This is a genomic window from Streptomyces sp. CB01249 (genome assembly GCF_001905735.1).
Lineage (GTDB): Bacteria > Actinomycetota > Actinomycetes > Streptomycetales > Streptomycetaceae > Streptomyces.
The window spans coordinates 275,125-295,012 of record NZ_LISW01000006.1; the positions used below are offsets into that span (position 1 = coordinate 275,125).

Annotated in this window: 23 protein-coding genes; 16 read left to right on the plus strand and 7 right to left on the minus strand. The window is 71.5% G+C overall.

Annotated features, from left to right (window positions below; all coding sequences use genetic code 11):
* The first annotated feature begins 9 nt into the window (after positions 1 to 9).
* The 9 genes from AMK18_RS26090 (at position 10) to AMK18_RS26130 (ending at position 7,025) form a co-directional block, all read left to right on the plus strand.
* Entirely contained in the window at positions 10 to 750 is a 741-nt protein-coding gene (locus AMK18_RS26090) for a helix-turn-helix transcriptional regulator (protein ID WP_073864705.1), read from the plus strand.
* The gene (gene sufB, locus AMK18_RS26095; RefSeq protein ID WP_018104622.1) at positions 747 to 2,168 is read left to right on the plus strand and encodes a Fe-S cluster assembly protein SufB; all 1,422 of its coding nucleotides are present in this window, start codon (positions 747 to 749) and stop codon (positions 2,166 to 2,168) included. The genes AMK18_RS26090 and sufB overlap by 4 nt, the downstream gene beginning before the upstream one ends.
* A gap of 57 nt (positions 2,169 to 2,225) precedes the next feature.
* Entirely contained in the window at positions 2,226 to 3,407 is a 1,182-nt protein-coding gene (gene sufD, locus AMK18_RS26100) for a Fe-S cluster assembly protein SufD (RefSeq protein WP_018104623.1), read from the plus strand.
* Positions 3,407 to 3,724 (plus strand): bifunctional 3-phenylpropionate/cinnamic acid dioxygenase ferredoxin subunit, encoded by a 318-nt coding sequence (locus tag AMK18_RS26105; protein WP_018104624.1) that lies wholly within the window; start codon positions 3,407 to 3,409, stop codon positions 3,722 to 3,724. Before sufD ends, AMK18_RS26105 begins: the two co-directional genes overlap by 1 nt.
* A gap of 7 nt (positions 3,725 to 3,731) precedes the next feature.
* Complete coding sequence (sufC, locus tag AMK18_RS26110; protein WP_018104625.1) at positions 3,732 to 4,496, plus strand: Fe-S cluster assembly ATPase SufC; 765 nt, start codon at positions 3,732 to 3,734, stop codon at positions 4,494 to 4,496.
* Positions 4,493 to 5,749, plus strand: a complete 1,257-nt coding sequence (locus tag AMK18_RS26115) for a cysteine desulfurase (protein WP_018104626.1) — start codon at positions 4,493 to 4,495, stop codon at positions 5,747 to 5,749. Before sufC ends, AMK18_RS26115 begins: the two co-directional genes overlap by 4 nt.
* A gap of 21 nt (positions 5,750 to 5,770) precedes the next feature.
* Positions 5,771 to 6,226: a Fe-S cluster assembly sulfur transfer protein SufU gene (sufU, locus tag AMK18_RS26120; RefSeq protein WP_018104627.1), complete on the plus strand. Its 456-nt coding sequence runs from the start codon at positions 5,771 to 5,773 to the stop codon at positions 6,224 to 6,226.
* Entirely contained in the window at positions 6,223 to 6,561 is a 339-nt protein-coding gene (locus AMK18_RS26125; protein ID WP_018104628.1) for a metal-sulfur cluster assembly factor, read from the plus strand. Before sufU ends, AMK18_RS26125 begins: the two co-directional genes overlap by 4 nt.
* Before the next feature lie 98 nt (positions 6,562 to 6,659).
* On the plus strand, positions 6,660 to 7,025 hold the full coding sequence (locus AMK18_RS26130; protein ID WP_018104629.1) for a VOC family protein: 366 nt from the start codon (positions 6,660 to 6,662) through the stop codon (positions 7,023 to 7,025).
* On the opposite strand, the gene AMK18_RS26135 is transcribed toward AMK18_RS26130, so the two are convergent.
* Entirely contained in the window at positions 7,022 to 8,086 is a 1,065-nt protein-coding gene (locus AMK18_RS26135; RefSeq protein WP_241836644.1) for a hypothetical protein, read from the minus strand. The two genes, AMK18_RS26130 and AMK18_RS26135, sit on opposite strands and share 4 nt — an antisense overlap.
* A 78-nt stretch (positions 8,087 to 8,164) precedes the next feature.
* Here AMK18_RS26135 and AMK18_RS26140 point away from each other — a divergent pair, with 78 nt between their 5' ends.
* A complete protein-coding gene (locus tag AMK18_RS26140) occupies positions 8,165 to 8,485 on the plus strand; it encodes a DMT family transporter (protein WP_018104631.1) in 321 nt (106 codons plus the stop codon).
* Positions 8,485 to 9,021: a TetR/AcrR family transcriptional regulator gene (locus AMK18_RS26145; RefSeq protein ID WP_018104632.1), complete on the plus strand. Its 537-nt coding sequence runs from the start codon at positions 8,485 to 8,487 to the stop codon at positions 9,019 to 9,021. The genes AMK18_RS26140 and AMK18_RS26145 overlap by 1 nt, the downstream gene beginning before the upstream one ends.
* 6 nt (positions 9,022 to 9,027) lie before the next feature.
* Here AMK18_RS26145 and AMK18_RS26150 read toward each other — a convergent pair whose 3' ends face one another.
* Positions 9,028 to 9,900: a winged helix-turn-helix transcriptional regulator gene (locus AMK18_RS26150; RefSeq protein ID WP_018104633.1), complete on the minus strand. Its 873-nt coding sequence runs from the start codon at positions 9,898 to 9,900 to the stop codon at positions 9,028 to 9,030.
* Positions 9,901 to 10,027: 127 nt separating this feature from the next.
* Between AMK18_RS26150 and AMK18_RS26155 the strand changes: the two genes are divergently transcribed.
* On the plus strand, positions 10,028 to 11,269 hold the full coding sequence (locus AMK18_RS26155) for an MFS transporter (RefSeq protein ID WP_073864707.1): 1,242 nt from the start codon (positions 10,028 to 10,030) through the stop codon (positions 11,267 to 11,269).
* Between the two features lie 10 nt (positions 11,270 to 11,279).
* Positions 11,280 to 12,269, plus strand: coding sequence for a 2,3,4,5-tetrahydropyridine-2,6-dicarboxylate N-succinyltransferase (dapD, locus tag AMK18_RS26160; RefSeq protein WP_073864708.1), 990 nt, complete (start codon positions 11,280 to 11,282; stop codon positions 12,267 to 12,269).
* On the opposite strand, the gene dapA is transcribed toward dapD, so the two are convergent.
* Together dapA and AMK18_RS26170 are read right to left on the minus strand one after the other, a co-directional pair.
* Positions 12,266 to 13,159, minus strand: coding sequence for a 4-hydroxy-tetrahydrodipicolinate synthase (dapA, locus tag AMK18_RS26165; RefSeq protein ID WP_073864709.1), 894 nt, complete (start codon positions 13,157 to 13,159; stop codon positions 12,266 to 12,268). The two genes, dapD and dapA, sit on opposite strands and share 4 nt — an antisense overlap.
* Positions 13,160 to 13,272: 113 nt before the next feature.
* Complete coding sequence (locus AMK18_RS26170; protein ID WP_018104637.1) at positions 13,273 to 13,716, minus strand: GNAT family N-acetyltransferase; 444 nt, start codon at positions 13,714 to 13,716, stop codon at positions 13,273 to 13,275.
* Between the two features lie 218 nt (positions 13,717 to 13,934).
* Here AMK18_RS26170 and AMK18_RS26175 point away from each other — a divergent pair, with 218 nt between their 5' ends.
* From AMK18_RS26175 to AMK18_RS34660, 3 genes are all read left to right on the plus strand, one after another.
* Entirely contained in the window at positions 13,935 to 15,452 is a 1,518-nt protein-coding gene (locus AMK18_RS26175; RefSeq protein WP_073864710.1) for a hypothetical protein, read from the plus strand.
* Positions 15,453 to 15,597: 145 nt separating this feature from the next.
* Positions 15,598 to 17,082 carry an alkaline phosphatase PhoX gene (locus AMK18_RS26180; RefSeq protein ID WP_073864711.1) on the plus strand — a complete coding sequence of 495 codons (1,485 nt, stop codon included), beginning with the start codon at positions 15,598 to 15,600 and terminating at the stop codon, positions 17,080 to 17,082.
* Between the two features lie 46 nt (positions 17,083 to 17,128).
* The gene (locus tag AMK18_RS34660) at positions 17,129 to 17,359 is read left to right on the plus strand and encodes a CarD family transcriptional regulator (protein WP_018104640.1); all 231 of its coding nucleotides are present in this window, start codon (positions 17,129 to 17,131) and stop codon (positions 17,357 to 17,359) included.
* A 71-nt stretch (positions 17,360 to 17,430) separates the two neighbouring features.
* On the opposite strand, the gene AMK18_RS26190 is transcribed toward AMK18_RS34660, so the two are convergent.
* The 3 genes from AMK18_RS26190 to AMK18_RS26200 all read right to left on the minus strand — a co-directional run bounded on the left by AMK18_RS26190 (position 17,431) and on the right by AMK18_RS26200 (position 19,825).
* A complete protein-coding gene (locus tag AMK18_RS26190) occupies positions 17,431 to 18,639 on the minus strand; it encodes a TerD family protein (protein ID WP_073864712.1) in 1,209 nt (402 codons plus the stop codon).
* A gap of 100 nt (positions 18,640 to 18,739) precedes the next feature.
* Complete coding sequence (locus AMK18_RS26195; protein ID WP_018104642.1) at positions 18,740 to 18,958, minus strand: hypothetical protein; 219 nt, start codon at positions 18,956 to 18,958, stop codon at positions 18,740 to 18,742.
* A 51-nt stretch (positions 18,959 to 19,009) separates the two neighbouring features.
* Positions 19,010 to 19,825 carry an NAD-dependent epimerase/dehydratase family protein gene (locus tag AMK18_RS26200; protein WP_018104643.1) on the minus strand — a complete coding sequence of 272 codons (816 nt, stop codon included), beginning with the start codon at positions 19,823 to 19,825 and terminating at the stop codon, positions 19,010 to 19,012.
* Positions 19,826 to 19,888 lie beyond the last annotated feature (63 nt).

Here is a 19,888-nt window from a genome sequence, read left to right on the forward strand (position 1 = left end):
AATGGCGTTGTGAAATACGCGGGCGAGGCTCCTCAGGAGGAACTCGCGACCGGTGAGCGCTCGACGCGCAACCGCGTCGCGCGGTCCATCCTGGACCACGGCCCGTCCACCGTCGCGGAGCTGGCGAAGCGGCTGGGGCTCACCCAGGCCGCCGTGCGCCGCCATCTCGACGCGCTCGCCTGCGACGGCGTGGTCGAGGCCCGCGAGCAGCGGGTGTACGGGGCGCGGACCCGGGGCCGTCCGGCCAAGGTCTTCGCCCTCACCGACTGCGGCCGGGACGCCTTCGACCAGTCCTACGACACGCTCGCCGCGGACGCCCTGCGCTGGATCGCCGAGACCGCGGGCGACGAAGCGGTCATGGCGTTCGCCCGGGCCAGGACCGCCGAGCAGTCGGCGGCCTACCGCGCGGCCATCGAGGCCGCGGATCCCGAAGCCCGTACGGAGGCGCTGGCCAAGGCGCTGTCCGCCGACGGGTACGCTGCTACGGCGCGCAGCGCGCCGGGCCCGCAGCAGGGTGAGCAGCTGTGCCAGCACCACTGCCCGGTCGCGCACGTCGCCGAGCAGTACCCGCAGCTGTGCGAGGCGGAGACGGAGATCTTCTCCAGCCTCCTGGGGACCCATGTGCAGCGTCTGGCCACCATCGCCCACGGCGACGGGGTGTGCACGACGTACATTCCGCGCAGCGGACACCCCACCCCACACACCACCGATTCAGCATCTGCAAGCACGGCCGGGAGGAACCCCGCATGACGCTCCCCACGGAGACTGCCCACCCTGAGCTCGAGGGTCTGGGCACGTACGAATTCGGCTGGGCCGACTCCGACGCGGCAGGCGCGGCGGCCAAGCGCGGCCTCTCCGAGGCCGTCGTCCGCGACATCTCGGAGAAGAAGAACGAGCCCGAGTGGATGCTGAAGCTGCGGCTCAAGGGCCTCAAGCTCTTCGGCAAGAAGCCCATGCCGAACTGGGGCTCGGACCTGTCGGGCATCGACTTCGACAACATCAAGTACTTCGTCCGCTCCACGGAGAAGCAGGCTGCCTCCTGGGACGACCTGCCCGAGGACATCAAGAACACGTACGACAAGCTCGGCATCCCCGAGGCGGAGAAGCAGCGCCTCGTCGCCGGTGTCGCCGCGCAGTACGAGTCCGAGGTCGTCTACCACCAGATCCGCGAGGACCTGGAGGAGCAGGGCGTCATCTTCGTCGACACCGACACCGCGCTGAAGGAGCACGAGGAGCTCTTCAAGGAGTACTTCGGCACCGTCATCCCGGTCGGCGACAACAAGTTCGCGTCGCTGAACACGGCCGTGTGGTCCGGCGGCTCCTTCATCTACGTGCCCAAGGGTGTCCACGTGGACATCCCGCTCCAGGCCTACTTCCGTATCAACACGGAGAACATGGGCCAGTTCGAGCGCACGCTGATCATCGTGGACGAGGACGCCTACGTCCACTACGTCGAGGGCTGCACGGCCCCGATCTACTCCTCCGACTCGCTGCACTCCGCGGTCGTCGAGATCATCGTGAAGAAGGGCGGCCGCTGCCGCTACACGACGATCCAGAACTGGTCGAACAACGTCTACAACCTGGTCACCAAGCGTGCCGTGGCCTACGAGGGCGCGACCATGGAGTGGGTCGACGGCAACATCGGCTCCAAGGTCACCATGAAGTACCCGGCCGTCTACCTGATGGGCGAGCACGCCAAGGGCGAGACCCTGTCCATCGCCTTCGCGGGCGAGGGCCAGCACCAGGACGCCGGCGCCAAGATGGTCCACATGGCCCCGAACACCTCGTCCAACATCGTCTCCAAGTCGGTGGCGCGAGGCGGCGGCCGCACCTCCTACCGCGGTCTGATCGAGATCGGCGAGGGCGCGCCGGGCGCGAAGTCCAACGTGCTGTGCGACGCGCTGCTCGTGGACACGATCTCCCGGTCCGACACCTACCCGTACGTCGACGTCCGCGAGGACGACGTGTCGATGGGCCACGAGGCGACCGTCTCCAAGGTCTCCGAGGACCAACTCTTCTACCTGATGAGCCGCGGCATGACCGAGTTCGAGGCCATGGCGATGATCGTGCGCGGCTTCGTCGAGCCGATCGCCAAGGAGCTCCCGATGGAGTACGCCCTGGAGCTCAACCGGCTGATCGAGCTGCAGATGGAGGGTTCGGTCGGCTAGTACGCCGCCGAACACGTCCTGAAGTTCTTGACTGAGAAAGCGAGCACTACGACAGCCATGGCTGAGGCTCAGAACATCCCCGCGGGGTCCACCACCGCCGGTTCCATCGCGGTGGCCGCGGAGTCGACCGTCGCCACGCGCATGAGCGCGCCCCCGTCCTTCGACGTAGCGGACTTCCCCGTCCCGCACGGCCGCGAGGAGGAGTGGCGGTTCACCCCGCTGGAGCGGCTGCGCGGCCTGCACGACGGCACCGCCGCCGCGACCGGCAGCGGTGTGAAGGTCGCCATCGAGGCCCCCGAGGGCGTCGTGGTCGAGACCGTCGGCCGCGACGACGCCCGGCTGGGCAAGGCCGGCAAGCCGGTCGACCGGGTGGCCGCGCAGGCGTACTCGTCCTTCGAGCAGGCCCACGTCGTCACGGTCCCCAAGGAGGCCGTGCTGACCGAGCCGATCCGGATCGCCGTGCACGGCGAGGGCGGTGTCGCCTACGGCCACCAGGTCGTGGAGCTGGGGGCCTTCGCCGAGGCCGTCGTCGTCATCGACCACACCGGTGACGCGGTGCTCGCCGCCAACGTCGACTACGTCCTGGGCGACGGCGCCAAGCTGACCGTCGTCTCCGTGCAGGACTGGGACGAGCGCGCGGTCCACGTCGGCCAGCACAACGCGCTGGTCGGCCGGGACGCCTCGTTCAAGTCCGTCGTCGTCACCTTCGGCGGCGACGTGGTCCGGCTGCACCCCCGGATCGCCTACGCGGGCACCGGCGGCGAGGCCGAGCTGTTCGGCCTGTACTTCACCGACAAGGGCCAGCACCAGGAGCACCGCCTCCTGGTCGACCACAACACCCCGCACTGCAAGTCCAACGTGGCCTACAAGGGCGCGCTCCAGGGCGACGAGGCGCACGCGGTGTGGATCGGCGACGTGCTCATCCAGGCCGCCGCCGAGGGCACCGACACCTACGAGATGAACCGCAACCTGGTCCTCACGGACGGCGCGCGGGTCGACTCCGTGCCGAACCTGGAGATCGAGACCGGCGAGATCGTCGGCGCCGGCCACGCCTCCGCGACCGGCCGCTTCGACGACGAGCAGCTGTTCTACCTCCAGTCCCGGGGCATCCCGGCCGAGGAGGCCCGCCGCCTCGTCGTGCGCGGCTTCTTCGCCGAGCTGGTCCAGCAGATCGGTCTGCCGGACGTCGAGGCCCGCCTGCTCGACAAGATCGAGGCCGAGCTGGAGGCGTCGGTCTGATGGCCTTCGTCAAAGCCTGTGCGCTGAGCGAGCTGGCGGACGACACCCCCAAACGGGTGGAGCTCGACGGCACGCCGGTCTCCGTCGTCCGCACCGAGGGCGAGGTGTTCGCGATCAACGACATCTGCTCGCACGCGAACGTCTCGCTGTCCGAGGGCGAGGTCGAGGACTGTTCGATCGAGTGCTGGCTGCACGGATCGAGCTTCGACCTGCGCACCGGCAAGCCGTCCGGCCTTCCCGCGACGCGCCCCGTCCCCGTATACCCCGTCAAGATCGAAGGGGACGATGTGCTCGTCTCCGTCACCCAGGAGTCCTGAGTCACCCATGGCAACGCTTGAAATCCGCGACCTGCACGTTTCCGTCGAGGCCGACAACGCCACGAAGGAGATCCTCAAGGGCGTCGACCTGACCGTGAAGCAGGGCGAGACCCACGCCATCATGGGCCCCAACGGGTCCGGCAAGTCCACCCTCGCGTACTCCCTCGCAGGCCACCCCAAGTACACGATCACCAGCGGCACGGTGACCCTGGACGGCGAGGACGTCCTGGAGATGTCCGTGGACGAGCGGGCCCGCGCCGGCCTGTTCCTCGCCATGCAGTACCCGGTCGAGATCCCCGGTGTCTCGGTCTCCAACTTCCTGCGCACCTCCGCCACCGCTGTCCGCGGCGAGGCGCCCAAGCTGCGTACCTGGGTGAAGGAGGTCAAGGAGACGATGGCCGGCCTCCAGATGGACCCGTCCTTCGCCGAGCGCAACGTCAACGAGGGCTTCTCCGGCGGTGAGAAGAAGCGCCACGAGATCCTTCAGCTGGAGCTCCTCAAGCCGAAGGTCGCCATCCTCGACGAGACCGACTCCGGTCTGGACGTCGACGCCCTGCGCATCGTCTCCGAGGGCGTCAACCGCGTCCGCGAGACCGGCGAGGTCGGCACCCTGCTGATCACGCACTACACCCGGATCCTCCGGTACATCAAGCCCGACTTCGTGCACGTGTTCGCCAACGGCCGGATCGCCGAGTCCGGCGGCGCCGAGCTGGCCGACAAGCTGGAGAACGAGGGCTACGAGGCCTACGTGAAGGGTGGCGCTGCCGCGTGACATATCTGCCGGGCCTCCTCGACACCGAGGCGATCCGCAAGGACTTCCCCCTCCTGGACCGCACGGTCCACGACGGCAAGAAGATCGTGTACCTGGACAGCGCGGCGACCTCGCAGAAGCCGCGCCAGGTCCTCGACGCCCTCAACGAGTACTACGAGCGCCACAACGCCAATGTGCACCGGGGCGTGTACACGATCGCGGAGGAGGCCACGGCGCTGTACGAGGGCGCCCGTGACAAGGTCGCCGCCTTCATCAACGCGCCCAGCCGCGACGAGGTCATCTTCACGAAGAACGCCTCGGAGTCGCTGAACCTCGTGGCCAACATGCTCGGCTGGGCCGACGAGCCCTACCGGGTCGACCACGAGACCGAGATCGTCACCACGGAGATGGAGCACCACTCCAACATCGTTCCCTGGCAGCTGCTCTCGCAGCGCACGGGCGCGAAGCTGAAGTGGTTCGGCATCACCGACGACGGCCGGCTCGACCTGTCCAACATCGACGAGATCATCACCGAGAAGACGAAGATCGTCTCCTTCACGCTGGTCTCGAACATCATGGGCACGCACAACCCGGTCGAGCAGATCGTCCGCCGCGCCCAGGAGGTCGGTGCGCTCGTCTGCGTCGACGCCTCCCAGGCTGCCCCGCACATGGTGCTCGACGTGCAGGCGCTCCAGGCCGATTTCGTGGCCTTTACCGGTCACAAGATGGTCGGCCCGACCGGCATCGGCGTCCTCTGGGGACGGCAGGAACTCCTGGAGGACCTGCCGCCGTTCCTGGGTGGCGGCGAGATGATCGAGACCGTGTCGATGCACTCCTCGACCTACGCGCCCGCGCCGCACAAGTTCGAGGCCGGTACGCCCCCGATCGCCCAGGCCGTCGGCCTCGGCGCGGCCGTGGACTACCTGACCTCGATCGGCATGGAGAACATCCACCGCCATGAGCAGGCCATCACCGCCTACGCGGTGAAGCGGCTCCTGGAGGTGCCGGACCTCAGGATCATCGGCCCGGCCACCGCGGAGGACCGCGGCGCGACGATCTCCTTCACGCTCGGCGACATCCATCCGCACGACGTGGGGCAGGTGCTGGACGAACAGGGCATCGCGGTCCGGGTCGGCCACCACTGCGCCCGCCCGGTCTGCCTGCGGTACGGAATTCCTGCGACGACGCGAGCGTCGTTCTATCTGTACTCCACGCCCGCCGAGGTCGACGCCCTGGTGGACGGCCTGGAACACGTCCGGAATTTTTTCGCCTAGACGCGGCTGGGGATTGAACTCGTGAAGCTGGATTCCATGTACCAGGAAGTGATCCTGGACCACTACAAGCACCCGCACGGGCGCGGTCTGCGGGACGGCGACGCCGAGGTGCACCACGTCAATCCGACGTGTGGTGACGAGATCACGCTGCGGGTGCGGTACGACGGCGAGACCCTCGCCGACGTGAGCTACGAGGGCCAGGGCTGCTCCATCAGCCAGGCCAGCGCCTCCGTGCTGAACGAGCTGCTGGTGGGCAAGGAACTGGGCGAGGCGCAGAAGATCCAGGCCGCGTTCCTGGAACTGATGCAGTCGAAGGGGCAGCTGGAGCCCGACGACGCGATGGAAGAGGTGCTGGAGGACGCGGTCGCGTTCGCCGGTGTCTCCAAGTACCCGGCCCGGGTGAAATGCGCGCTGCTGAGCTGGATGGCGTGGAAGGACGCGACGGCGCAGGCGCTGTCCGAAGGGAAGACCGCATGAGCGACAACGAGACCGTGACGACCAAGCCGGCCTCCGAGGAGGAGGTCCGCGAAGCGCTGTACGACGTGGTCGACCCCGAGCTGGGCATCGACGTCGTCAACCTGGGGCTGATCTACGGCATCCACATCGATGACGCCAACATCGCCACCCTCGACATGACCCTGACGTCCGCGGCCTGTCCGCTGACCGATGTCATCGAGGACCAGGCGAAGTCCGCGACGGACGGCATCGTCAACGAGCTCCGGATCAACTGGGTCTGGATGCCGCCGTGGGGCCCCGACAAGATCACGGACGACGGCCGCGAGCAGCTGCGCGCGCTGGGCTTCAACGTCTGAGCCTCCGCGTACACCCGTACGCGCGACAACGGCCCCGGCAACTCGCCGGGGCCGTTTCGGCGTTGTGGGCGCAGGGGCCGCGGGGCAGACTGTCGCCCATGGCCCTTCGCTTCTATCAGCTCGCCGTCGACGCCCATGACCTGCCCGCCCAGGCGCGCTTCTGGTGTGCCGCCCTGGACTGGCGGGTGATCTACGAGGACGAGGACGAGATCGTCATCGGCGCCGACGAGACCGCGCTGCCGGGCATCTGCTTCCTGCCCGTGCCCGAGGACAAGGCGGTCAAGAACCGGCTGCACATCGACCTCTCCCCGGACGACCAGGCCGCCGAGGTCGAGCGCCTGACCGGGCTCGGCGCCCGGCGCATCGAGGTCGGCCAGCCGTCGGACGTGACGTGGGTGGTGCTGGCCGATCCCGAGGGCAACGAGTTCTGCGTACTGCGCCCGAAGAAGACGCTGACCGACTAGGCGGCGTACGGCGGCGGTACGGCGGCGGCCTCGGCGAGGACCGGGGCCAGGTTCTCGGTGCGGATGCGCCGGTCCACGTACAGCAGTCCCGTGATCAGCGGCGGGAACACGGCGACGACCAGCTGGCCCACGAGCTGGCCGAGCACCGCGAGGACCACGTAGCCGCCCAGGGCGGTGATGATCGCGGCCGGGTGCGTGTTCTCGTCCACGGCGGTGGAGCCCAGTGCGCCGGTGAACATGCCGAGGAAGTTGAACGGCAGCTGGATGATGTAGCTGACCGCGGAGGCGATGATGCCCGAGAGGAGCATCATGCCGAAGATCCGCCACCAGTCGCCGCGCACCAGCAGGGCCGAGCGGCGGAGCGAGGCCACGGGGCCCTGGTTCTCGAACACGGCCGTCGCGGGGGCGAGCGAGAACCGCACCCAGATCCAGAGGACCAGCGGGACGAAGGCGAGGAAGCAGACCGCGCCCACGATGATCAGCGTCACCGCGGCCCCGCCGCCGTCCGTGGCGACCGCGGCGATGATCCCCGCGGTGAGCGCGCCCACCGCCAGCACCATCGGCACCATCGTGATCAGCCCGGTCAGCAGAAGCGTGCCGATCACCGCGGGCGTCCGCGCCCAGGCCCGCCGCCAGACCGCGGAAAACGTCGTCGGCCGGCCCAGCACCGCGTCCTGGAGAACCGCCGGCACCGCCGCGTAGACCACGGCCGAGGCGATCACCATCGCGAGGAACCCGAGCAGCAGGACCACGCCGAACGCGACGATCACCGGGACCACGTCCTGCGAGGCGGCGGCCTCGCCCTCCTCCAGGTCGAACAGCCGGTCCAGATGGTCCGAGACCGCCCCGTACGCGACGGCGACCGCCACGCCCAGCACGACCAGCGCCCCGCCGTACAGCGCCGCGCCCACCGCGAAGAGCTGCTTGGCATAGCGGCCCAGCGTCGAGAACGCGCCGTTGAATATGTCCCCGAGCTTCAACGGCCCCAGGGGTATGACCCCCGGCTTCGGGGGCATCCAGCCACCGCCACCCCAGCCGCCCCACCCTGCGTCCTGCGCCACTGCCGCTCCCCGCCCATCTGTTCGATCATGTGCTGAACGGACCACGGTAGCGGCAAGGCGTTGCGTACACTCGTACACATGGGATACGGACTGCTCGCCGCGGCCATCGCGGCGGAGGTGGCGGGGACGACCGCCATGAAGTACAGCGAGGGATTCACCCGGCTCTGGCCCTCGCTGATCACCGTCGCCGGCTATCTGCTGGCCTTCTCCCTGCTCGCCCAGACCCTCAAGACCCTGTCCGTCGGCACCGCCTACGCGATCTGGGCGGGCGTCGGCACCGCGGCGGTGGCCCTCATCGGGATGTTCTTCCTGGGGGAGTCCGCCACTCCGCTCAAGGCCCTCGGCGTGCTGCTGGTCATCGCCGGTGTGGTGGTGCTCAATCTGGGCGGGGCGCACTGATGGCACGGCGGTACGACCCCGAGCGGCGCGACCGGATCATCGACGCGGCGATCCGGGTGGCCGGTGAGCGGGGCATCGCCGGGCTGAGCCACCGCTCCGTCGCCGCCGAGGCCGATGTGCCGCTGGGCTCGACCACGTACCACTTCGCCTCGCTGGACGAACTGCTGGTCGCCGCCCTGCGCCGGACCAACGAGAACTTCGCCGCCGTCCTGCGCGGGAGCGTCGCCCTCGCCGACCCGGAAGCGGACCTCGCCACCGAACTCGCCCGGCTGCTCGGGGAGTTCTTCGCGGGCGGGCGCGGCCGCGCCGAGCTGGAGTACGAGCTGTATCTCGCCGCCGTGCGCAGGCCCGCGCTGCGCCCGGTCGCCGCCGAGTGGACCGACGGCGTGACCGACCTGCTCCGCCCGCGCACCGACCCGGCCACCGCCCGCGCCCTGGTCGCCCTGATGGACGGCATCTGCATCCAGGTGCTGCTCACGGGCAGTGCCTACGACGAGGCGTACGCCCGCGAGATGCTGGGCCGGGTCGCGGGCTGAGCGCCGTCAGGGCCGGGGCACCGCCGCCAGGGCGGCCCGCACGCTGTCCTCGATGTCGGTGACCGGGTACAGCACCTCGCGGACCGTGCGGTCCCGGTCCACCACCAGGGTCAGCCGCTTGGCGCGGACGATTCCGCCGGCGCGGAACGTCGGCAGGCGCAGCGCGGCGGTCAGCTCCAGGTCGGCGTCGGAGAGGAGCGGGAAGCGCAGGCGCTCCGCCTCGGCGAAGGCCGCCTGCTCGTCGGGGCGTTGGGTGGAGACGCCGTGCACGCTCGCGCCCGCCGCCGTGAACTCGGCCAGCCGGTCGCGGTAGGTGCACGATTCGAGGGTGCAGCCGCGGGCGCCGGGGATGCCGGACCAGCCCGGGGGATAGGACTCCTGGCGGGCATAGGCGCCGGGGAAGAAGTACAGGACGGTGTACGGGGTGGCGGCCACCGGGTCCCGGCGGTCGCCGTCCGCCCCGGGCAGGGTCAGCTCCGGCACACGCGTCCCGCGCAGCGCGTGCACGCGCGCGGCCTCCCGTGAGGACTCCTCCGTGGTCGCCATCGTCTCCCCGTCTCCCATCACCCAGGCGTCGCCCCAGTCCTGGAGCGCGATCAGTACCGGCAGCAGGGCGCGTCCGCGCGGGGTCAGCCGGTACTCGTACCGCACCGGCCGCTCCTGGTACGGCTCGCGGGAGAGCACCCCCGCGTCGACCAGGAGCCGCAGCCGTTCCGTCAGGACCTTGCGCGAGACGCCCAGTTCGCGCTGGAGGGCGTCGAACCGGTGCACGCCGCGCGCGGTGTCCCGCACGATCAGCAGGGTCCACCAGTCGCCGACCACGTCGAGCGCCTGCGCGATGGCGCAGTCGGCGTCGGCCTGGCTGATGCGCTGGGGCATGGGGCCTCCTCGGTGGTCCGGGGCTGCCATTCAACTCCATCGGGCCGCGTTGACCTGCGGAATCCATGCTGCCATAGTCAGTTCCCAAAAGGAACTCACTGGGTGTTCCGCTGGGGAGGGTGTTCGGATGGGGATGCTGAGAGGTGTGCCGCGCACGGTGCGGCTGCTGGCCGTCGGGGCGTTCTTCAACGCGGTGGTGAGCTTCACCTTCGTCTACCTCTTCGTCTATCTGACCGGCCCGCGCGGGCTCTCCGTCGCCCAGGCCGGGCTGCTCACCGGCATCGGCGGCGTCGGCCTGGTCGCGGGGAACTTCACCGGAGGCTGGTTCGGCGACCGCTACGGGCACCGCCGGATGCTGCTGCTCGGCGCCTGTGTGAGCGGTGCGGTCCTCGTCGCGCTGCCCCTGCTGCCGCTCGCCGCGCTGTACGCCGTGCTGCCGCTCGCCCAGTACGCGAGCGGCGTCGTGCGCGCCGCGAACTCCGCCCTGGTGGCCGTCTCCGTCCCGGAGGGCGGCCGGCGCCAGAGCTTCGCCCTGACCCGCTTCGCCTCCAACGGCGGCTTCACCCTCGGACCGCCCGCCGGAGCGCTGATCGCCGCCCGCTTCTCGTACGACTGGCTGTTCCTCGTCGACGGCCTGGGCACCCTGCTCTTCGCCTGTTACGCGGCCCGCATCCTCCCCGCCCGGGGCACCGCGCACTCCCGCCCCGCGCCCCCGCCGCCCGGTGCCCCGGGGCTGTGGCGCGAGCTGCTGGCCAGGCCCGCCGTGCCGGTCCTGCTCGCCGCGATCGTCTGCGTGGACGTCGTCTACCGCCAGCAGTACTCCACCCTGCCGGTTTTCCTCGCGGACCACGGCCACTCCACCGCGTTCTACGGCTGGCTCATCGCCGTGAACGGCGGGGTGATCCTCTGTCTGGAACTGCCCGCCGCCCACGCCCTGCGCGCCCGCGCCCCGCTGGGCATCATCGGCACCGGACTGCTGCTGGTCGCGGCCGGGTACACGCTGCTGATCCCGGGCGCCGGGGCCGGATTCGCCGTCCTGATGATGGTCTCCCTCACCCTCGGCGAGATCCTGTACAAGACCCCCGCCACGGCGTACGTCGCCGATCAGGCGCCCGCCCACGCGCAGGGCCGCTTCCAGAGCCTGTACGCGGGCGCCTCGATCAGCGGCCAGGTGCTGGCCCCGCCGCTGGGCGGCGCCCTGTACACCACCGCGCCCGCGCTGCTCTGGCCCGCCTGCGCGGTCCTCGCCTGCCTGGCGGGGTGCGCGGTGCTCGCGGCCCGGCGGCTGCCCGGGTCTCCCGCGCCGGTCCCGGCGGCGCGTCGCCCGGACGCTGAGACCGGTTCGCCCGCGCGCCCCCGGTCCGGTTAGGTTTCTGGTCATGACCGACACGACTTCCACCCGTACCACCGGCGCCGTCGCCGCCGGCCTCGCCACCATCGCCGGCGACGGTGCCGTCCTCGACACCTGGTTCCCCGCCCCCGAGCTGACCGCCGAGCCCGGCCCGGCCGGAACCGAGCGGCTCAGCCCCGACCAGGCCGTCAACCTGCTCGGCGAGGGCGCCGCCAAGGCCATCGGCGTCGACGCCCGCCGCGGGGTCGAGGTCGTCGCCGTGCGCACGGTCATCGCCTCCCTGGACGACAAGCCGCTCGACGCCCACGACGTCTACCTGCGCCTGCACCTGCTCTCGCACCGCCTGGTCCAGCCGCACGGGCAGAACCTGGACGGCATCTTCGGCCACCTCGCCAACGTCGCCTGGACCTCGCTCGGCCCGGTCGCCGTGGACGATCTGGAGAAGGTGCGGCTCAACGCCCGCGCCGAGGGCCTGCACCTCCAGGTCACCTCCGTCGACAAGTTCCCGCGCATGACGGACTACGTGGCGCCGAAGGGCGTGCGGATCGCCGACGCCGACCGGGTGCGCCTCGGCGCGCACCTCGCCTCCGGCACGACCGTGATGCACGAGGGCTTCGTCAACTTCAACGCCGGCACGCTCGGCACCTCCATGGTCGAGGGCCGCATCTCCGCCGGTGTCGTCATCGGTGACGGCTCGGACATCGGCGGCGGCGCCTCCACGATGGGCACGCTCTCCGGCGGTGGCAAGGAGCGCATCGTGATCGGCGAGCGCTGTCTGGTCGGCGCGGAGGCCGGGGTCGGCATCGCGCTCGGCGACGAGTGCGTCGTGGAGGCCGGTCTGTACGTCACCGCCGGCACCCGGGTCACCCTGCCGGACGGCCAGGTGGTCAAGGCCCGCGAGCTCTCCGGCGCCTCGAACATCCTCTTCCGCCGCAACTCGGTCACCGGAGCCGTCGAGGCCCGCCCGAACAACGCGGTCTGGGACGGCCTCAACGACGTCCTGCACAGCAACGACTAAGCGGCCACGAGGAGTTCCTCGTACGCCGCACGCAGCCCGTCGGACGCCTCGCGCCCGGCGGGCTGCAGCGGTTCGCGGACCGGGCCCGCCGCCAGCAGCGCCTTCGCGGTCACCGTGCCGGGCAGCCCGGACGCCATCATCAGCGCGGTCAGCGGGGCCAGCCGCGCGTTCAGCCGGGCGGCCCCGTCGGTGTCCCCGGCGTCGAACGCGTCCAGCACCGCCCGCATCCGGCCCGGCACCACGTTGGCGACCGTGCTGACGTACCCGGCGCCGCCCACCGCGTACAGCGGCAGATTCAGCTCCTCGCAGCCCGAGTAGTAGGCCAGCCCGCCGGCCGCGATCACCCGGGTCGCCGTCAGCAGGTCCTGCGAGCAGTCCTTCACGGCCACGATGCGCGGGTGCTCCGCGAGCCTCAGCATCGTCTCCGGCTCGATGCGGGTGCCGGTGCGGCCGGGGATGTCGTACAGCATCACCGGCAGGCCCGCCGCGTCCGCGATCCGCCGGAAGTGCGCCTCCACGGCCGCCTGCGGGGGCCTGCTGTAGTACGGGGTCACCACCAGGAGCCCGTCCGCGCCCGCCCGTTCCGCCTGGTGCGCCAGCTCGACGGTGTGCCGGGTGTCCGCGGTGCCGACGCCCGCCACCAGCGGCACGTCCGGGCCGACCGCGTCGCGCACCGCGCGCAGCAGGTCCGCCTTCTCCGCGTCGGAGGTGGTCGGGGACTCGCCGGTCGTGCCGCTGAGCACCAGCCCGTCGCAGCCGCCCGCGACCAGGGCGGCGGCGTGCGCGGCGGCGGCCTCCCGGTCGAGGGCGCCGTCGGCGGTGAACGGCGTGATCATGGCACAGAGGGCGCGGCCGAAGGGGCGCGGGCGGGCAGCGGCGGAAGGCGTCATACCGGCAGTCTCGGTCCCGCTGACCGTGAAGGTCCACTTAGATCTGCTGTGGGTGAAGGTGAAGCAATGCTCAATCATCACCGGGGGTCGGGTCTCCCGGGCGTCCCGGGCGCTCAGAGGAAGAGCTTGAAACCTTCGTGGCTCGCGGTGAACCCCAGCGAGGTGTAGAAGCGGTGCGCGTCCGTCCGGCTCCGGTTGCTGGTGAGCTGCACCAGCGCGCAGCCGCGCAGCCGGGCCCGCTCCACCGCCAGCTCCATCAGCCGCCGCCCCAGACCGCCGCCCCGGCGGTCCGCCCTGACCCGCACCGCCTCGATCAGCGCCCGCTCCGCACCGCCCTTGCCGAGCCCCGGGATGTACGTCGCCTGAAGGCAGCCCACCACTGTCCCGTCCGCCTCCAGCACCAGGATCTCGTTGCGCGCGTCGGCCGCGATGTCGGCGAACGCCTTCTCGTGCGCCTCGCCCACCACGACCGACGCGGGGTCCGTCACCGCGTTCTCGTCGGCGAGCAGGGCGAGGACGGCGGGCAGGTCGGGGCGGGTGGCGGTACGCAGATGCACGCCCCGGATTCTGGCACGGGCGCCCCGGCGTGGAGCGGGGCGGTCCGGGGCGCCGTGACCCATGCCCGCATTCCGGTCGGCGCGCGGCGAATTGCGTTTAGGCTTGGGGCGTGTTCCGGAAACGCGGCCCCCTGCCGGGCGGCGCGGAACACGTTCTGAGCCCCGGTCCCGTATCCGGCCCGGCGACCGAACCCCGTACGTTCCGAGGAGACCCCCTGATGTCCGCAGAGCGCCCGACCCTGCCGCCGGTCCGGCTGCACACCGAGGCCGAGCTGGCACGGGACGCGCTGGCCGCGCCGCTGCTCGCCCGTGCCGCCCGGCTCGCCCGCTGGGCCGGGCCGGACACCAGGGTCGGCGCCGGCGGCGAACTGGTCGACGCGCAACTGCCCGCCGCCGCCGAACTCCTCGGCCTCACCCCGGACGAGGACGGCGCGGCCGAGGCCAGCGAGGCGTGGCGGCTCGCCGTGGACACCGGTCTGGTCGACATCGAGGACCCCGCAGGCGAGACGGGCGACCCGGACGACGCCTTCGGCGCGGAGGACGGCTTCGCCGAGGACGATGAGCCCGGGGACGAGGAGCCTTCCGGGACCGTCACGCCCGGCGAGAACCTGGCGCTGCTGACCGGGGGTTCACCCGCGGACGTGCTCGCGATCTGGCTCGACGGGCTGGAGGCCGCGTACGCCGACGCGACCGCACCCGCCTTCGACGACTTCGCGGACCTCATCGGCGAGGACGGCTCGGTCGACTTCGACGCGCTCGACTGGGACCCGGAGACCGAGACGGAGTTCCTGGACGGCGTCCTCGGCAACCTCTACCTGCTCACCGTCGGCGAGGGGGCGGACGGGGCGCCCGTGCCGCTGCCCGCGCTTGCCGCCTCGATGATCGTCCCCGACGACATGGGCGAGCCCACCGATGACGTCCTGGAGCAGGTCTCGGACGCGATGATGCGGCTGGACGACCAGTTCCGGGTCCTCGAACCCATCGGCATCGTCGAGTACCAGCCGGTGGACGAGGCGCTGCTGGTCGAGGAGGGCGAGGACGCGCTGTCCCCGGGCGACGAGGAGGACGTCACCCGCTACGGCATGGTCCGGCTGACCCCGCTCGGCCTCTACGGCATCCGCGCCCGGATGCTGGACGCCGGGGTGGACGCCCCGGCGATCGGCGACCTCGCGGACAAGGGCGCCGACGCGCTCCTCGGCGGCGTCGCCCACTACCCGGAGGCCGCGGCCCGCGCCGAGATCCAGCTGTGGCTCACCCGCCGGGGCCAGGACGGCGCCGCCGCCGAACTCCTGGACGCCGCACGGGGCACCGACGAGCTGGGTCCGCTGCGCCGGCTGCACTGCCAGCAGGCGCTCGCCCTGGTCGGCGCCGAGGCGGAGCCCGCCGTGCGCGCGGTGCTGGGCGACCCGGAGCTCGGCGGCCTGGCCCGGGTCTGGCTCGCCGAGCGCGGCGCGGAGGGCGTTCCGGCGCCCTCGGAGGAGATGATCTTCTGGCTCGCCATCGACACGATCGCCGCCCAGCTGGAGGCCGCCGGCGACCTGGAGGAGCTCCAGGGCCTGGTCGAGGGGCTGTCCGGCCAGCACAGCGGCTTCTTCGAGGAGGCGTGGCGCGTCGACCACCCGGCCGCGGCGGACGTCCTGGAGGCGATGGGGCGGCTGCACAGCGACAAGAAGCAGGCCAAGGACGCCCGCAAGGCCGCGTTCAAGGCGCGCTCGCGCGGCGGTTCGGCCGACTGAGCGGGCGTACCACGACGGGATGAGGGGCGGCCGAAGTTCACCGAACGGGTCGCCCCGAAGTCGTCGCCGGTTCAACTGGTGTTGGGGAACGGGCGGAACGGTGAGGGCCGTCAACAGCACGCCCCCGCAGCACCAGGAGTACGTGATGGCCTTCACGCGCAGGGAATTCACCACACAGTCCGCCCTCACCGGCGCCGGCATCGCCCTGACCGGAACCGTCGCCGCGCTGGCCACCGCGCCCGGCGCCCTCGCCGCCGGGGGCCCGAATCACGGCCACGGCCACGACGACCACGACCACGACCACGGGCACGACGGTCACGGCCACGGGCATGACCACGGCCCCGGGTACGGCCCGCTGCGCTCCGACCCCAAGGGCATACTCGCGCTGCCCGCCGGATTCTCGTACCGGATCATCACGCACTGCGGGGTCACCAAGCTGGACAGCGGGGAGTACACCCCCTCCAACCACGACGGCACGGCCGCCTTCGAGGGCCCGCGCGGGGTGACCCTCCTGGTCAACAACCACGAGCTGGCCGGCACCCGGGAGGGCTGGGAGCACCCCGTGCCCCTCACCGACGGCCTGGTCTACGACCCGGTCGCGGCCGGCGGCTGCACCGTCGTGGAGACCCGCCGCGACGGCCGCACCGCCGAGTGGGTCGGCATCGCCGGCACCTCCACCAACTGCGCGGGCGGCGCCACCCCGTGGGACACTTGGCTCACCTGCGAGGAGACCGAGGACAAGGCCGGCAAGAACGGCCTCCTGAAGGACCACGGCTACGTCTTCGAGGTCGACCCGTACGACAAGCGCGCCAACCGCTCGCCGCGCCCGATCAAGGCGTTCGGCCGGTACGCGCACGAGGCGGTCGTCATCGACCCCAAGCAGGGCCACGCCTACCTCACCGAGGACGCCTCGGGCCCCAACGGCCTGCTCTACCGCTGGGTGCCGCCGCACGGCTTCCGGCACGGCCGGGGCAAGCTGCGCACCCTCGCCGACGACGCGGGCGTGCTCCAGGCGTTCAAGTGCTTCGACAAGACCGGCAAGTTCGTGGACGACCTCTCGCGGGCCACGAAGACCGGCACCGTGTACGGCGTGGACTGGGTGGACGTGCCGGACCGCGACGCCAAGTCCGTCTCGGTGCGCAAGCAGTTCGCGGACGGCACGGTCACCCGCGCCCGCAAGCTGGAAGGCATGTGGTGGGCCGACGGCGGCGCGTACATCGTGTCCTCCTTCGCCCGTGACGAGAGCCCCGTCCAGCACGACGGCCAGGTCTGGTTCTACGACCCGAAGCGCCGCACGCTGACCCTGAAGGTGCTCCTCGGCGTCAACCCGGACCCGTCGAAGGACGGCGCGTTCGACGGCCCGGACAACATCACCGTCTCGCCGTACGGCGGCCTGGTCATCGCCGAGGACGGCGAGGGCGTCCAGCACCTCTTCGGGGCGACCGACAGCGGCCGTACCTACCCGATCGCGCGCAACGAGCTGAACATCGGCAGCGAGGCGGAGCCGGAGTACAGCGAGTTCACCGGGGTCACGTTCTCGCCGGACGGGCGGACGCTCTTCGCCAACATCCAGACCCCGGGGATCATGGTCGCGATCACCGGTCCGTGGAAGCGGCAGCCCAACCGTTAACTGCGGGGCATGGCGTCGGGCCCTCCGGGGGCGCATACTCGACTTAATGAAACAGTCAGCCGGCTCCCGCCGCCACCTGCCGTCCAGTCCCTTCAACCGCCCGGCCCAGGCGGCCCCACCGGTCGAGTTGTTCGACGTGGGTGACCGGGTCTCGCACGACCAGTTCGGTCTCGGGCGCGTCCTCGCCGTCGAGGGCGACAACGACGCGGTGCTCATCGACTTCGCGGGCCGCCAGGGCCGCATCATGAGCCCGTACTCCAAGCTCACCAAGCTCTGAGGCCGTCACAGGGGCCGTCCGCCAGCCGCGCGGGCGGCCCCTGAGCCATGCGTGGGGCCCGTGTGGAGCCCCTACAGCGCCTGCGCGGCGGGCTTCACCATGCCCCGGACGGTCCGCGACTTCACGAAGTCGCCGATGGCGGTCATCTCCCACTCGCCGGAGAACTGCTTGATCAGCTTGGCCATCATCACGCCGGTCTGCGGCTCGGCCCCGGTCAGGTCGAAGCGGACCAGCTCCTCGTCGGTGGCGGCGTCCACCAGGCGGCAGTACGCCTTGGCGACCTCGGTGAACTTCTGGCCCGTGAACGAGTTGACCGTGAACACCAGGCCCGTCGCCTCCGCCGGGATCCGGCCCAGGTCCACGACGATCACCTCGTCGTCCCCCTCGCCCTCACCGGTGAGATTGTCCCCGGAGTGCTTGATCGCGCCGTTCAGGATGGACAGCTTGCCGAAGTAGCAGCTGTCCAGGTGGTTGCGCTGGGGCCCGTACGCGATGACCGAGGCGTCCAGGTCGATGTCCTTGCCCCGGTAGGCGGGCTCCCAGCCGAGGCCCATCTTGACCTGGGAGAGCAGCGGGCGCCCCGCCTTGACCAGCGAGACCGTCTCGTTCTTCCGGAGGCTGACCCGGCCCTTGTCCAGGTTGATCCGGCCGGGCGCGGCCGGTGCGGGGGCCGCGGGTGCGGCCGGGGGCGGCGCTGGGGTGGCGACCGGTGCCGGGGCGGCGGCCGGCGGCGGGGGAGCGGGGGCGGTGACCGCCGGGGCGGCGGGCGGGGCGGCGGGCTCCTCGACCGTGACCCCGAAGTCCGTGGCGATGCCCGCCAGGCCGTTCGCGTAACCCTGGCCGACCGCGCGGACCTTCCAGGCGCCGCCGCGCCGGTAGACCTCCATGATCACGAGCGCGGTCTCGGTGCCCAGCCGGGGCGGGGTGAAGGACGCGAGCACCGTGCCGTCGTCCGCGTTGCGCACGGTGGCGGTCGGCTCGACGCCCTGGAAGGTCCGGCCCGCCTCGTCCGGGCTGGCCGTGACGACGATCTTCTCGATCCCGGCGGGCACCGAGGCGGTGTCCACCACGACGGCGTCCGGCGCGCTGCCGCCGCCGGAGCGGTAGCTCACGCCGGGGCCCGTGGGCTGGTTGTAGAAGATGAAGTCGTCGTCGGAGCGCACCTTGCCGTCGGCGGTGAGCAGCAGGCCCGAGACGTCGAGCCGCACGGGCGCGGCGACGTCCACCGCCACGCGGACGGCGTTCAGCGGGAGGTTCGAGCCGGGTGTCATAGCGGTCATGTCCGGATGAACGAACGACCCGGCTTTGCCGTTCCCTTACCTTTCGGCAGTTTCGCCCGGACGGCGGAAGCCCCCGTTCCGCGCCGGGCGCCGGCTCCCGTCAGCGGTTGCGCGGGTGGTTGCGCGCGGTGCGCTCGTTGCCGTGCTTGTACGCCCCCGTCCAGCGGGCCATCACCAGCTGGGCATCGCCCGCCGCCACCTCGGCCAGGAACTTCTCCGCCCGGCCGCCGCGCAGGGTGCCCGCCGGGCGGCCGTGGTGGGTGACGGTGACGCTCGCGTCGCCGTGCTGTTCGTACCGGAATCCCGAAGGTCTCGCCATGCCCGCATCATGCCGCGCCGACGCGGTCCGGGCGACGGCGTTTCCGCGGCCTCAGTGCGGCCAGACCGGCGGGTTGGTGCAGAAGTGGCCGCCGAGGTGGGCGTGGTCCGGGTTGGCCGGGTCCAGCTCGCCCTGCTCCGCGATGAGCTTTGCCGCGTACGGCTCCGAGTCGTCCTGCGGCTCGTAGCCCAGCGCGCGGGCCGAGGTGAGGTCCCACCACAGCCGGGTGTTGTCCGAGGAGCCGTGGACGACGGTGTGCCCGACGCCCTCGGCGGTGAGCGCGGCGTCGAAGAGGCGGGCACCGTCGGCCGGGCTCATCCACACCGACAGCATCCTTACGGACGTCGGCTCCGGGAAGCAGGAGCCGATGCGGATGGAGACCGTCTCCAGGCCGTGCAGGTCCCAGTACAGCTGGGCGAGGTCCTCGCCGAACGACTTGGAGAGGCCGTAGAAGGTGTCGGGGCGGCGCGGGGTCCCGATCGGGATCAGCGGGTCGCCGGGGAGCGGGCGCGGGGTGAAGCCCACCGCGTGGTTGGACGAGGCGAACACGACGCGCGGGACACCGGCCTCGCGCGCGGCCTCGTACAGGTTGTACGTGCCCTCGATGTTCGCCTTGAGGATCTTGTCGAAGGAGGCTTCCAGGGAGATGCCCGCGAGGTGGATGATCGCGTCGACCCCGGTCACGGCCGCGCGCAGCGCCTCCCGGTCCCCGAGGTCGGCGGTGATCGCGTCCGGCTCGCCCTCGATCGGCACCATGTCGAACAGGCGCAGCGTGTAGCCGTGGGCGGGCAGCAGCTCGCGCATCAGCGTGCCGAGGCCGCCGGCGGCGCCGGTGAGCAGGACGGTGCGGGGCTTTTCGGCGGGCATGCGGGGTCTCCTCTTGGATCTGGTTCACATGCGTGGACAAGGTATGCGGGGGCTCGGGGAGCG

Coding starts and splice junctions, on each gene's coding strand:
- sufB (WP_018104622.1), top strand. CDS start 747: ATGACGCTCCCCACGGAGACTGCCCACCCTGAGCTCGAGGGTCTGGGC.
- sufD (WP_018104623.1), top strand. CDS start 2,226: ATGGCTGAGGCTCAGAACATCCCCGCGGGGTCCACCACCGCCGGTTCC.
- AMK18_RS26105 (WP_018104624.1), top strand. CDS start 3,407: ATGGCCTTCGTCAAAGCCTGTGCGCTGAGCGAGCTGGCGGACGACACC.
- sufC (WP_018104625.1), top strand. CDS start 3,732: ATGGCAACGCTTGAAATCCGCGACCTGCACGTTTCCGTCGAGGCCGAC.
- AMK18_RS26125 (WP_018104628.1), top strand. CDS start 6,223: ATGAGCGACAACGAGACCGTGACGACCAAGCCGGCCTCCGAGGAGGAG.
- AMK18_RS26130 (WP_018104629.1), top strand. CDS start 6,660: ATGGCCCTTCGCTTCTATCAGCTCGCCGTCGACGCCCATGACCTGCCC.
- AMK18_RS26140 (WP_018104631.1), top strand. CDS start 8,165: ATGGGATACGGACTGCTCGCCGCGGCCATCGCGGCGGAGGTGGCGGGG.
- AMK18_RS26145 (WP_018104632.1), top strand. CDS start 8,485: ATGGCACGGCGGTACGACCCCGAGCGGCGCGACCGGATCATCGACGCG.
- AMK18_RS26150 (WP_018104633.1), bottom strand. CDS start 9,900: ATGCCCCAGCGCATCAGCCAGGCCGACGCCGACTGCGCCATCGCGCAG.
- AMK18_RS26155 (WP_073864707.1), top strand. CDS start 10,028: ATGGGGATGCTGAGAGGTGTGCCGCGCACGGTGCGGCTGCTGGCCGTC.
- dapD (WP_073864708.1), top strand. CDS start 11,280: ATGACCGACACGACTTCCACCCGTACCACCGGCGCCGTCGCCGCCGGC.
- dapA (WP_073864709.1), bottom strand. CDS start 13,159: ATGACGCCTTCCGCCGCTGCCCGCCCGCGCCCCTTCGGCCGCGCCCTC.
- AMK18_RS26175 (WP_073864710.1), top strand. CDS start 13,935: ATGTCCGCAGAGCGCCCGACCCTGCCGCCGGTCCGGCTGCACACCGAG.
- AMK18_RS26180 (WP_073864711.1), top strand. CDS start 15,598: ATGGCCTTCACGCGCAGGGAATTCACCACACAGTCCGCCCTCACCGGC.
- AMK18_RS34660 (WP_018104640.1), top strand. CDS start 17,129: ATGAAACAGTCAGCCGGCTCCCGCCGCCACCTGCCGTCCAGTCCCTTC.
- AMK18_RS26190 (WP_073864712.1), bottom strand. CDS start 18,639: ATGACCGCTATGACACCCGGCTCGAACCTCCCGCTGAACGCCGTCCGC.
- AMK18_RS26195 (WP_018104642.1), bottom strand. CDS start 18,958: ATGGCGAGACCTTCGGGATTCCGGTACGAACAGCACGGCGACGCGAGC.
- AMK18_RS26200 (WP_018104643.1), bottom strand. CDS start 19,825: ATGCCCGCCGAAAAGCCCCGCACCGTCCTGCTCACCGGCGCCGCCGGC.